This window comes from Candidatus Roseilinea sp. NK_OTU-006, from assembly GCF_012931985.1.
Taxonomy (GTDB): Bacteria; Chloroflexota; Anaerolineae; order J036; family Brachytrichaceae; genus JAAFGM01.
In genome coordinates, this window is record NZ_JAAFGM010000047.1 from 1 (window position 1) to 12,512 (window position 12,512).

The 12,512-nt window shown below is 60.0% G+C and carries 10 protein-coding genes; 7 read left to right on the forward strand and 3 right to left on the reverse strand.

The features are described from left to right. Window positions 1-365: 365 nt before the first annotated feature. From GXH28_RS14680 to GXH28_RS14705, 6 genes are all read left to right on the forward strand, one after another. Window positions 366-1,412: an extracellular solute-binding protein gene (locus GXH28_RS14680; RefSeq protein ID WP_240550435.1), complete on the forward strand. Its 1,047-nt coding sequence runs from the start codon at window positions 366-368 to the stop codon at window positions 1,410-1,412. Window positions 1,413-1,473: 61 nt separating this feature from the next. Continuing rightward, complete coding sequence (locus tag GXH28_RS14685) at window positions 1,474-2,259, forward strand: ABC transporter permease (protein WP_169239774.1); 786 nt, start codon at window positions 1,474-1,476, stop codon at window positions 2,257-2,259. A gap of 111 nt (window positions 2,260-2,370) precedes the next feature. Beyond that, window positions 2,371-3,135, forward strand: a complete 765-nt coding sequence (locus tag GXH28_RS14690; RefSeq protein ID WP_169239775.1) for an ABC transporter permease — start codon at window positions 2,371-2,373, stop codon at window positions 3,133-3,135. After that, window positions 3,132-4,241, forward strand: a complete 1,110-nt coding sequence (locus tag GXH28_RS14695) for an ABC transporter ATP-binding protein (protein ID WP_169239776.1) — start codon at window positions 3,132-3,134, stop codon at window positions 4,239-4,241. Before GXH28_RS14690 ends, GXH28_RS14695 begins: the two co-directional genes overlap by 4 nt. Next, window positions 4,238-5,017, forward strand: coding sequence for an MBL fold metallo-hydrolase (locus GXH28_RS14700; protein WP_169239777.1), 780 nt, complete (start codon window positions 4,238-4,240; stop codon window positions 5,015-5,017). The genes GXH28_RS14695 and GXH28_RS14700 overlap by 4 nt, the downstream gene beginning before the upstream one ends. A gap of 123 nt (window positions 5,018-5,140) precedes the next feature. Beyond that, window positions 5,141-5,836, forward strand: a complete 696-nt coding sequence (locus GXH28_RS14705) for a GntR family transcriptional regulator (RefSeq protein ID WP_206156874.1) — start codon at window positions 5,141-5,143, stop codon at window positions 5,834-5,836. A gap of 377 nt (window positions 5,837-6,213) precedes the next feature. Here the strand turns inward: GXH28_RS14705 and GXH28_RS14710 are convergent, their stop codons facing one another. The 3 genes from GXH28_RS14710 to rocF all read right to left on the reverse strand — a co-directional run bounded on the left by GXH28_RS14710 (window position 6,214) and on the right by rocF (window position 11,679). Next, window positions 6,214-9,543 (reverse strand): glycerophosphodiester phosphodiesterase, encoded by a 3,330-nt coding sequence (locus GXH28_RS14710; RefSeq protein WP_169239779.1) that lies wholly within the window; start codon window positions 9,541-9,543, stop codon window positions 6,214-6,216. Between the two features lie 316 nt (window positions 9,544-9,859). Next, complete coding sequence (locus GXH28_RS14715) at window positions 9,860-10,732, reverse strand: dienelactone hydrolase family protein (protein WP_169239780.1); 873 nt, start codon at window positions 10,730-10,732, stop codon at window positions 9,860-9,862. 50 nt (window positions 10,733-10,782) lie between these two features. Beyond that, window positions 10,783-11,679, reverse strand: coding sequence for an arginase (rocF, locus tag GXH28_RS14720; protein ID WP_169239781.1), 897 nt, complete (start codon window positions 11,677-11,679; stop codon window positions 10,783-10,785). A gap of 93 nt (window positions 11,680-11,772) precedes the next feature. Between rocF and GXH28_RS14725 the strand changes: the two genes are divergently transcribed. Next, on the forward strand, window positions 11,773-12,512 hold a 740-nt coding region (locus GXH28_RS14725), incomplete at its 3' end, for an S-adenosylmethionine:tRNA ribosyltransferase-isomerase (protein WP_240550436.1).

The window sequence follows — 12,512 nt, forward strand, 5'->3', positions numbered from 1 at the left end:
GGCAGAGCTGCGCAAGCGCAGCAGCAACCGCTTGGCCTGCGGCGCAGGCGGGTCAAGCGCCGGCCATGTTGCCGCTGATGAGGCTGACCTGGGCCTGGGCCGCCGCGGTATGCGACACAGGGCAGCCGTAAGGGGCTGCCCTGTGTTGTATATCGCAGCACAAACAGCCCGAGCAACGCTGCGAAACCTCACGAATATAAACGTGCTCTTAACCGTCAGTTAACCAAAGCCTTGTATCTTCTGAATTACTGAATACACTTATTTGACTAGCGACAAAAGGAGTGTGTGACGTGAGGAATGCAAATGCAACTTTGTTGAGTGGCCTGTCCGCCATCGCACTCTTGATGGCGTCGTGCGCTACGGCAATGCCGGCACCGCCCGCCGCACAGCAACCCCAGGCGACTGCCGCGCCGCCCGCTGCCCCTGCGGCGACGGAGGCGCCGGCACCTGCGGCTCCTGCTGGTGACCGCGCCTCGTTAGTAGTGGCCTACAACAGCCCGGAGAAATGGGCGAACTGGGGCGGCGTGCTCAAGGCCTTCAGCGCCAAGACCGGCCTGCAAGCGCCCTCCGACCCGAAGAATTCCGGCCAGACCCTGGCGGCACTGAAGGCCGAGGCGGCTGCGCCCCAGGCCGACACGGCTTACTTCGGCATCGTGTTCGGCATTCAGGCCGGCGACGCCGATCTACTGGCACCTTACAAGCCGGCTGGCTTCGATGAGATCCCAGCAGGTTTGAAAGACCCAGAGGGCCGCTGGATGACTATCCACCAGGGCACAGTGGCTTTTCTGGTCAACACGAAGGTGCTGGGCGACACACCGGTACCGCAGTGTTGGGCCGATCTGCTGAAGCCGGAGTACAAGGACAAGGTCGGCTTCCTCGACCCAATGCAAGCTGCAATCGGTTACTCGGTCGCCACAGCTGCCAATCTGGCACTCGGCGGCACGCTCGATAACTGGGATCCGGGCATTCAGTATCTGGCACAGTTGAAGGCCAACGGACTGCAACTGCCGGCGCAGACCGCCACCGCGCTGGTTCAGCAGGGCGAGATCCCGATCCTGATTGACGCCGACTTCAACGGTTATCAGCTCAAGAACAACAACGACGCTCCGGTCGAGGTTGTCATCCCATGCGAAGGCTCGATCGCGATCCCGTACGTGATTGGCCTGGTGAAAGGTGCGCCAAACCCTGAGGGCGGCAAGAAGCTGCTCGACTTCGTCCTATCGGACGAGGGACAGGCGCTATTCGCCCAGAGTTACCTCCGCCCGATCCGGCAGATCGCCATGGACCCGAAGCTTGCCGAGGGGATGCTGCCGGCAAGCGCTTACGAGAAGGTGATCGTGCCCGACTACGCTAAGATGCGTGCCGTGCAGGAGCAATTCAACGAGCGCTGGAAGGCCGAAGTTGTCCAGTGACACTGTGGCGAAACAATCGCGTCAATCAGCATCGCGAGCGATGACAATGTCATCGCTCGCGATGCCTGTGCTCATCTTGTTAAGCCTGGCGCTCATCGCGCCGCTGGTCATCCTGCTACGCCAGAGCCTCACAGGAGAAGGGGGTCAGCTCACCCTGGCGAACTATGCTGCACTGGTCACGTCGCCGGCCTACCGCCGCGCGCTGCTGAACAGCGTGCTGATTGCCGTGTCCTCTACCGCGCTGGCGCTGGCGCTTTGCCTGCCGGTGGCGATCTACATTGAGCGCTCGGTCAGCCGCTACCGGAACGCCCTAGCCGTCGCGCTGACCATTCCGCTCAGCCTGCCAGGCATCGTCATTGGGTTCTTCGTCATCTTGCTCTTTGGGCTGACCGGCATCGTCCCGCAGATCTTCTTGCTGATTACCGGTGAGCGCCAGTTCAACTTCGCTTATACGTTCTGGGGCATGTTGTTGGGCTACCTGTACTTTCAGATCCCACGCGCAGTGCTGGTGTTGCGCGGCGCGGTATCGGCGCTGTCTCAAGACGTGATTGACGTGAGCCGCACCCTCGGCGCGACACCCTGGCGCGTTTATCTGGATGTGATATTGCCGGCGCTGTCTCCCGCGCTGCTCAACGCGGCAAGCGTGAGTCTGGCAACCGCGTTCGGCGCTTTCGGGACGGCCGCCACGCTCAGCCGCGGCTTTCGCGTGCTACCACTGGAGATCGCGTCTTTGTTCACCGAGAGCTTTCAAGTCGAACGCGCGGCAGGCTTGAGCATCGCGCTGACTTGTCTCACCGTCGCCGTGCTTTTCGGCCTGGGACGCGCCGGTGAGCGCGCGCAGCGGTGATGTGCTGCACACAGCGAGGGGTAAATGACAACACTACCAGATTCAGCTTACGGGTCGCAGGCTAACGTGAGCGCACGGAGGGAACAGCGCCGGCAGGCCCCCAATCCGATCATGGCGATTGGTCGCGGTTTTACATGGTTCGCCGTGCTCTTGTGCCTTGCGCCGATGCCATTGTTGTTGGTGGTGGCAACGACGGCCAATTGGCCGCTAGGCTTCTGGGCCGGCGGTTTCACCCTGGGCTGGCTGCGCGAAGGTTGGGCGACCGTGCATCCGTATGCGCTGTTCAGCCTGCGCCTGGCGCTCACCGTGTTAGCGATTGACCTGGCGGTGGGCTTGCCGGCTGCCTGGCTGATCGCCCGGCACGCCTTTCCCGGCCGACAAGCGCTGTTAGCGCTGATCAACGTGCCGCTCGCCGTCCCCGGGATTGCTATTGCGCTGGCGTTGATCCTGGCTTACCCGTTGGCACGCGCCAGCGGACTGTTGCTCATCGCCGGGCAAGTGGTGTATACGCTGCCGTTTCTCGTAGCAACGCTGGCGCCGGCGCTGGCGCAACCTGCCTTGATCGAGCGCGAGGCAGTGGCGCGCACGCTTGGTGCATCCGCCATGCAGCGGCTGCTGTACATTACACTGCCGGCGATTCGCAGCGCATTGCTGGCCGCGCTGATTCTGGTGTTTACGCTTTCTATGGGCGAGTTCAACGTATCGTTCTTCTTGTTCACGCCGCTGAACAAGACGCTGCCCATCGAGCTGTATTCGGCCTACATCACCAATCGGGTCGAGGTCGCTGCAGCGATCACGCTGATTTTTCTGGCCTTCGTCGTGCCGGCCGCCATCGCCATCGAGCGGCTAGGCGGCAGCAAGATAGGACAAGCATGACGGTCGCGGCATCCCTGGCGTTCGAGCACATCTCTTTTGCGTATGACGCCACTCACCCGGTGGTGCACGACATCTGTCTATCCGTCCAGCCAGGTGAAATCGTGGTGTTAGTCGGGCCGAGCGGCTGCGGGAAGAGCACGCTGCTCCGGTTGACAGCCGGCTTGTTGTTTCCCACTGCCGGTCGCTTGCTGATGGACGGCGCGGACACCAGCGCACTCCCACCCGACCGCCGACAGGTCGGCTGGGTACCGCAGAGCTACGCCTTGTTCGATCACCTGAACGTGCGAGACAACATCGCGTTCGGCTTACGGATGCACCGTGCGCCCAAGCAGGAGATCGCCCGGCGCGTGCGCGACATGCTCGAACTTTGTCGTATCGCGGAACTGGCCGAGCGCCGCGTCAGCCAACTTTCGGGCGGCCAGCGCCAGCGCGTGGCGATCGCCCGCGCGCTAGCGGTGTCGCCGCGGGTATTACTGCTCGACGAGCCGCTCGCCGCGTTGGACCCACAATTGCGCACAGCCATCCGCGCGGACTTGCAGGCGTTGCTGCGCACGAGCGGCGTGACGACGCTTTTCGTCACGCACGATCAAGCCGAAGCGATGGCCGTGGCCGACCGCGTCGCCGTCCTGCGCGCCGGTCGCGTCGAACAATTCGACACACCGCAAACGCTGTGGCGCTCGCCGGCTAACGCGTTCGTCGCCGAGTTCTTCGGCGGCGCTACTGTTTTGCCCGCTCAACGCGTGAGTGAACGCTGCGTTCGGCTGGCGCCGGGGGTAGACGCACACACGACATCGGCCGTCGCGTCTGCGATGTGCAGCATCGCGGTCCGGCCAGGTGACTTGGAGATTATCGTGCAGGACGGGCTGACCGAGAGCACCGGTCAATTCGTCGTCAGTGCAAGTGAGTTTACCGGTGATGGCTTTAAGGTCACAGGGGAGTTACGTGGCGCCGGCATAGTGACGCTCGTTCATGACCAGCCGGTCGTTCTCGGTCAGACGTATCCTGTGCGCGTGAAGACTGGTCGGTTGCTCAGCATTGTCGGCCAGGACGCGCACGTGCTGCAAAGCGACACATCGAATCACACTCGGGGAAGGAGATCATCTTGAACAAAGCTGCCACGGAGTTCATCGTGCTGGGTTGCCGGGCCGGATCGCCGGGCGAAGGGGCGGCCGCATCCGGCTATCTCATTCGGAGCAACGGGAAGACCATCTTATTGGACTGTGGGCCTGGAATTGTGTTGGAGTTGACGCAGCGCGGCCTGGCCGATCCTTTGGACGCCGTCATCATCACCCACGCACATGCCGATCACTGCGCCGATCTGGTGGCGCTGGCCTACCACCGCCTGTTTCCGGTTGCGCGGGCGCCCTTGCCACTTTGGAGTACGTCATCGGTTGGGCACATGCTGAAGGCACTCGACGAAGTATTCGGCATCCCCACCCTGCCGGCGCTGGCCAATCCGCTGAGTCATGCCTTCGACTTTCGGCCGATCACGCCGGGAGGGACTTTTTGCGCGGCTGATCTGACGGTCGAAGCGATGGCAACCGCACATCCTACGCCTACCTTCGCAGTGCGATTCCCTGAGCTTGGGCTGGTCTACACCGCCGATGGCGCGCTCACCGATGCCCTGGTGACCTTTGCACAGTCGGCAGCGCTGCTGGTAGCCGAGTGCACTTATCTCACCGCCGACAGTTACGATTTGAATGGACACGGGCACATGTCGGCTGCACAGGTCGGGCAACTCGCCTCGCGCGCCGGTGCACGTCGGCTGCTGTTGACGCACTTTGCCACCTGTGCTGAGGCGCAGCGCAGCGCGCAGATTGTCGCGGAGCACTTCGCGGGTGAAGTTGAGACGGCGCAGCCAGGTATGTGCATGAACCTGTGAAGTTGACGGATGTACGCTCCGCTTGCCCGAAAGACACGATCTGCGGCACAATAAGCCTCGATGAGCGACGCCGTTGCATCGAAGCCGAGGCCAGGCCGGCGATGGGCCAGTTCAGCTAAGCTTTTGACGACAGGCAAGGTCAAAACGCTGCGCCTCAAGTCCGCCCAAAAACCGCAACAACGCGTCTACAGCCAACTGCGTGAGATGATCCTGACGAGCAAGTTGCAGCCAGGAGAGTGGCTGCGGCAAGAGCAACTCGCGGCGTTGTTCGGCGTGAGTCGCACGCCGGTGCGCGAAGCGCTGCGCATGCTCAGCCAGGAACAACTCGTCGAATTCGTGCCGAATTATGGCGTGCGCGTTGTGCCACTCAGTTGGGAAGAATTCGAGGAACTTTACGCGCTGCGCATTGGGCTGGAAGGGCTGGCGGCGCGCCTAACCGCTGAACGGGCGACGGAAGAAGACATCGCTGCCCTGCGCAAGTCGCTAAAGGAAATCGCCGTGCTGGCCGAGCAAGGCAACCTGCGTGAGTATCTGCACGAGGAGTGGAAGTTCCGCCTGAAGTGTTACGCTATCCTCAAGCGCCCGCGCCTAATGCAGAAGATCAAACATTTGCGCGAACATGCCGAGCGATATCTGCGCCTGGCGTACACCGTCGAGGGCAAGATACACGAGTCGTTAGACTTCCATCGCCGGCTACTGGAGGCGATCGCCGATCACGACGGTGCAGCCGCCGAGCGAATTAACCAAGATGCGTTACGCTGGACGTTGCAGAACGCTGGGCCGGTGGTGCGCAAGCTCGAGGGTGGGCCGGCCACGTAGGCTCGTTGCATAAGGCTCAGTTTTAGCAAGGTAGGACACGCTTTCACAGCTTAATAGGCGCCAGCGAGCCTATGTTTCCCGCCCCTTTGGCCAGCATGTCCTCCCACATCACTGCGTCCAAGTCATCCGAATGGCGCTGACGGGTCTAGTGGCCAACAGGCTGTCCATCGCTCATGACGCATGACAATCGCTCCGTCTGTCCTCATTCCGGCGCGTGACGGCTGGAAGCTAAGCTTTTCCACACGCCGCCTGGCATACAGCATCCAGCACATTCCCTGATAGGGTGCAGTGCACCTGACCGTGCGCCTGCACCCACACCACCCCACCAACGCCGGGTCACCGACCGTCGTGATGCAAGCCTGGTATTTCGGACGTTCCTAGCCACAGCCGCTGGTCTTGGGAACTACGTTGACGGTGATCCTGAGCATAATGGGGCGTTCTTGATTTAGGGCACGGGGCTCAATCAGGCCCGCATCGTATGCCCGGCCCACAATCCTCAACTCATGCTTGCCAAATGTTGGCCTGAGCGCAGCGCCAGAAGCTGATAGAAACTGACCATCCCACATGAGTTGCACCGGCACAGAATTTTTCAGCAACCAGCCGGATGCAGGGATCAGGCGGCCAGAAACTGAGACGGTCTCACCTTGACAGATGGCAATTTCATTGCGTCCGTCTATAGTGGGCATTGTGACTCCTCGGATAGCAAATTGGGCACGATCGGCTCCGACTGAGACCAATCGCGGCTTCACGTTGCTATGTTGGTTATGCTGCATAACCACATCGAGCTGACCTCCGCCTTGCACCAGGGCGCTCACGGTTTTTTGGCCGACGAGATATGACTTGTAGTAAAGGATATTGGTGTAGTGTGGCGTCTCGTAAGCTGGCTTCATGTATGGGACAACCTCAGTCTGCTCAACGATGAGCATGTCTGGGTTAGTTGGCGATGGTTCGAAAGGCAAGATCAACCAGCTGTCACCCGATGTGGTGTTAGGCGTGATGGGAAGTGGTTTGCCGTCCAGGGACAGCGTCGCAATAACAGGGTAGGCCTCATAGTTGCGGATCACTATTGCCCGTGCTTCTTCACGAGGAAGCGAGATCCTATGAAGGGGAGCCCAAGACGACTTGTCCCCATTACGAATCAACAGGTCATCTAGGATGTCCGTGAGGAAGAAGTCCAGCTTGCGATCTATCGCTGTCTGGTTAGTGCCCTGGTTTTGTGAACCCGGTATCAGCGTATAAGCTACTACTCTCAGGCCGCGGCGGCGGATGTACTCAGGAAGGGGCTTGGATTCGACAAGGGTGTTGGCCACGGCCAAATCAATTGCCACGCCATCATATCCCTTCGCCAACCAATTGTCGATTGCACTCACCCAATTGATGAGAGAAAGGCGCGACACAACGCGCAACTTATAGATACGATCGTCTACTACTCCGTCTAGTGCGCTATCTTCGAACGAAGTCACCCAGACATTCTGACGGCGGCTGGCGCAACGTTCCACCACACCACTTTGTAGCAGAATGGCTTGAACGGCTTCGCCTAGCCGCTTATTTCGCTGGGCCTTATTTTCTGTAGGGTGCTCGCTATTCTTCATCTCGACGAACCAGCCACAATAGTCTCTGTAGCGAGCATCCGTAACGACATTCTGCAGGAGCAGGTAGCGTTCCCCCTTAAACTTAGGCAACCAACTGGCGCCTTCAGAAGCCAGCGCCATCTGGGTGCCGATGTCACAATTCCCCGTAAGGAAAGGCGTGACATCAACCTCCATGTTCTTGTTATGGCATGCTGCAGTTGGTCCATACACCTGTGTGGGCACATCCGGTGTGAAACCCTGATGCGGCTTATAGAGAGAACCATGGGCGATGATTACCTTCCCATCACTGGCAAGCTGCGTATCTACCTCGATATATCTCGCCCCTTTCTCCATGGCACGCTTGATCGCCTCGTTCGTGTTGTCAGGCGAACTCACGCGGTCGCCCCGGTGTGCGATAGCCTCGGTCTTCGTCCATGCCAGGGGTTGAGAGGTCAGCGTTAGATCCCGGATGGCGCTACGTATCGCGTTCGGATCAATATTGTCGAATGTGTCATCCGTGTAGACGATGCGTCGCGACGTGAAATATCGGATGGGTTTCGGGCGCACACACAAAACGTCATAGACGCTAAAAAGGTAGCGTCTTTGGACGATGAAAGGCCGATAAGTCACGGATCCAGGTTCAATAGTGAGGATGGTGTCCATTTGGAGTGTCCACTTAACCGCACCCGTGGTCACGCAACTATTGGCCGCGTTTCTGAGAGCAGATACATTTGCCGATAAGTTCAATGGGTTCATCTTTAGCTGCCTGCATATTTGGCTTGAACCTGCTCCTGCAATTGCCTTTCGCCAAAACTTTTCGATCCAGGCTGAGGTAGCAGGAGGTTGGCTAAAGCCATAAGGTCGCAGCATCAGCTCGCAGTTCCAGCGATTCAGAGCTCCCATCAATTCGAGCTCACTGGCGAGCAGGTTCAGACACTGTACCGGCCCAGCATAGACCCACATCTCACGGTCACGCTTTTGGGTAGGCGTGTCCTCCAACGTGTGGATGCGATATAGCAGGTGCTGTACTAGTTGCCGACAATCAGCAGCGGTCGACGCGGGCTGCATCACCTGGCTACCAGTATCTAGATCTAGGACGGTCCCGTTCAGAAGCTCGAGCGAGACAACGTTCGATTCACGACTTATGCCTTGTGACGTAATGGCGGCAACTGAGAAAGTCGCGACACCGGCGTCAGCGACGAATAAGCTATCACTGACCCACTGGTTATCCGTCAATTGCATTGTTTCCGACCGGTTACCAACGCTATATTTCAAGTTATAGAAAATCGCATCAGGCACAGCAGTCCATGCAAGATGAACATGGCCGTCCAACGTCATTGTCAGACTCAGTGTTGGGCCGTCGAACTCGCCCAACGACGCGGACGGATCACTCGACGGTTGCAAGGTCAGAGGCAGATACATCCGATAGCCGAACTCTGCACAGCAAGTCGTGCTTTTGTCGGAGTCTCCTTCCGAAGTGACATCGGGAGAGGTTGCGTCTGCTTCGGGTGCCGGTTCAGGCATCGAATCACTCAGTATCGTGTCTGAGTTGGAAATCGGCTCCAAAGCAGGAGGGACATTGGACTCATTCGCGGGCATACCCTCCAGTGTGGGGATAGCACTGCTGATTAGTCGCAGGTCATCTACAAAGAATGTTGGCTGAATTGCACCAGTGCCCTCTTGGATCGCGATGGCAGAAATACTCTCTGGATTACCAAGCTGGCTGAAGGGCACAATGACTTCCCTCCAAGCGCCACCCGGCACAGTCAACTCAATGGCAGAGGTGTCCTGACCCGTTGAGCCGTGCTTGGCAAATACCCGAATATGCGTGACCGGCGCTGTGCCATACATCCAGAAGGCGATCGCCGTGTATCCCGCCGTAGCCATCGGGCTGTTCGTGCCGAACAACGCGCCAGCCCAGGGCTGGTCGTAGGTGATGGCGATAGACGCAGCACTGCCGTCGAGTGCCGGCGCTGCGTTCGCAAAGTCGATCGTGGTGTTCCATGACCAGTTTTGCCAGGGATCTGCTAGATGATTGCCGTAGATGAGAAAGTCACCCAGCGACTGAGCGTGAGCTGCATGATGAACATGCCCAGGAACTAAATGGAGGGAGATGGTAACAACGATGATCGCCATAACACGCTGTAGCGCTGGCGTACCGTCGTAAGCACGTGACGAGGTGCAGTTAGGCTTATTTCTCTGCATGATATTATGCAACTCCTAAACTTAGACGTTTGTTCGAAACAGATTGGCGCGCATAGCCCGGGGCGATGCGCGCCACAATTACTGTATACACTTACTTGGAGAGAATAACAGAGCCTTTTTAAGGCTTCGTTATCCAAGGGTGGTCAGCGTGTTGTTATTGGGGAACACGAACCGATACAGCACTTGAGCCGACCAGGGGAAAGTCTATTGGGACAACGATTCGGGGATGTAACGCGAGGGCAAACCACTAGCGATTCGGCAACCAGGCATGCAGGTGGTTCACAACATGGAGCGCGTCCTCCGGTTTGCCAGGCACGACGCAATCCAGCGCGATCCGGCGGACATAGCCGGGCAGCGAACTGCCGTTCGAAGCTCTCTTCAACGTCTGCTCCAGGAAGTACACAAACTCATCCCAGGCCTGGCCAGGCGCGCCGCCTCGACGAATCGCTTCGACAAAAGCGTGAGGCTGACTGTCGTACACGGTGATCTGATGCAGCACACCGGCGGCCTTCAACCCATCCTGAAAAGCGTTCACGATGCCGATGGGAATAGATGCATCGGCGCCGCCAAAGATGCCGAGCACCGGCCCACCCAGCCCTTTCAACCGCTCCGGATCGGTCACCGGCGTGCCATAGAACACGACCGTCGCCGCTACGCTGGGATTGGTCACGGCGTAGCGAATGGACGTGCCCCCACCAAAGCAGAAGCCCATCAGCGCGATGCGATCGGCCTGCACATCGGGCTGCGACGCCGCCCAGCGATAAACGGCGTCCAAATCGCCATCTACCTGTGCCGGAGGGTTGGAGATCACGTTGAAGATGGCGCGCGGAATCCAGCTCGTCGTGATGCCGCGAAAAAGGTCGGGCGCGACAACGATGTAGCCCTCCTGCGCCAACGCATCGGCCTTGCCGAGGATCTCTGGCTTTAATCCCCAGAACTCGTGAATCATGATCACGGTTGGATGAGGACCCGGTGCGCTCGGTCGGGCGACATAGGCGCGGATTTCGGGGCCGTTCGGGTTAGGGATGCGCATATTGGTCAGCTCATCCAGGCGACCGTGGCTGAGCAGCGTGTCCACAAGGACCGAACCCACGAGCAGCGCCATAAGGGCAAGTAGCACACCGCCTAGGCCAAGCAAGATCCGTTTAAGCTAATGCATGCGCGAGAAGTTCAGAAGATCGTCTTGCCGAACAGCGAGGCCGTTAGTTCGACAGCCAGCTTGGCCGTGCGGTTGCGCTCGTCCAGGATCGGGTTGATCTCCACGATGTCGAGCGAGGTGACCCTGCTGCTATCGTGTAGGATCTCCATCAGTAAGTGTGCTTCGCGGTAGGACAGACCACCCGGCACAGGCGTGCCCACGCCGGGCGCCTCGGCGGGATCGAGCGCATCCATATCGAGACTGACGTGGATGCGCCGGTAAGCTTGCAGATGTGCCAGTGCGGTGTGGGTGACAGCAGCGATGCCGCGCTCATCCACATCGCGCATGGTGAGCACCTGCACACCCTGCTCGCGCAAGGCGAGCTTTTCCAGCGGGTCCAGGTCGCGCGCGCCGAGGATGACGGCTTGTTCCGGTTTGATCTTCGCACCCGGCCGGCCGATATTCGTTAGTTCCGGCGCGCCCAGGCCCATTAGCACAGCAAGCGACATGCCATGCACATTACCGCTGGGCGTGATTTCCGGCGTGTTGAAGTCGCCGTGCGCATCCACCCACAGCACGCCGATGTGGTCTTCCTGCGCGGTGATAGCCGACACGGTGCCGATGCTGAGCGAATGGTCGCCGCCGAGGAAGAGCGCGATCTCGCCGCGCGCGTTGATATCATGGGCGGCGTTATAGATGTCGTGGCATACGCCGGCAATGCTGCGCAGATGGCGCGCCCTCTCCGAATCAAGTGGCACGGTCTCCGGTAACGGCACGGCGATATTGCCGCTGTCGGTGATGGTGTGGCCGAGCGCGCGCAGTTGCTGGTGCAAGCCGGCATAGCGAATGACGCTCGGACCCATGTCCACACCGCGCCGTCGCTGGCCCAGGTCCATCGGCACGCCGATGATATGGATGTGATGCGCCATGCGACCTCGTGACAAGACACTATACACCGTGCCGGTGATTTACACTTGTGCCAGGCACACATGCATATCTCGTAACTGGACTACGCGTTGCCGTTGGAACTGATCGCGCAACATCCGGTCGAGCCGCGCGATGCGTCGCGCTTGTTGGTGTGCGACCGCGCGACGCAGACGCACCGGCACCGGCATTTCTACGACTTGCCGGAATTCCTTCGCCCCGGTGACCTGCTTGTTGCCAACGACATGAGCGTGATTAACGCACGATTGCAAGGTCGCAAGCCGACCGGCGGCCGGGTCCAGGTGTTGCTGCTGCGCAAGCTGGACGACCTGACGTGGGAGGCGCTGGTCGGCGGGCGCGCCGGGGCCGTTCGGCAAGAGCGCGCCGGCAGCCTATGCGACGGGCGTGCCGACGAACACAACGCTGAGCTGGAGAGCGCGGCGGCAAACGCGCAGCGCTACACGGTGTGCGTGGGCACGCTGCCGGGCTTATGCGACGTGATGAACCACGTGCAGGTGCTCAGCCCGACGACGAGCGTGGGGTTGACCGGGACGCAGGCCGGGCGGACGTACTGGTGGCAGGTATGGGCCTACAACGACGGGCAGTTCCTGCTGGCGAACGCCGGGCAGTGGTGGCCATTCACCACGGCCAACAACGCCGGCTTTGGGCCGAGCGGCGGGCCGGCGGAGTTCACCAAGGTGGCGCCCGTGGACACGGCGCAGGTGAGGTCGCTGGTGACGTTGCAGTGGAACGACACAAATGCCAGCGAATACCGCGTGTGCGTGGGCACGGGATGGGGCCTGTGCGACGTGGTGAACAACGTGCGGCTGAACCCCTC

Excerpts from the sequence above, each read along its gene's own strand:
- GXH28_RS14680 (WP_240550435.1), top strand. The coding sequence starts at position 366 with ATGCCGGCACCGCCCGCCGCACAGCAACCCCAGGCGACTGCCGCGCCG.
- GXH28_RS14685 (WP_169239774.1), top strand. The coding sequence starts at position 1,474 with ATGCCTGTGCTCATCTTGTTAAGCCTGGCGCTCATCGCGCCGCTGGTC.
- GXH28_RS14690 (WP_169239775.1), top strand. The coding sequence starts at position 2,371 with ATGGCGATTGGTCGCGGTTTTACATGGTTCGCCGTGCTCTTGTGCCTT.
- GXH28_RS14695 (WP_169239776.1), top strand. The coding sequence starts at position 3,132 with ATGACGGTCGCGGCATCCCTGGCGTTCGAGCACATCTCTTTTGCGTAT.
- GXH28_RS14710 (WP_169239779.1), bottom strand. The coding sequence starts at position 9,543 with ATGGCGATCATCGTTGTTACCATCTCCCTCCATTTAGTTCCTGGGCAT.
- rocF (WP_169239781.1), bottom strand. The coding sequence starts at position 11,679 with ATGGCGCATCACATCCATATCATCGGCGTGCCGATGGACCTGGGCCAG.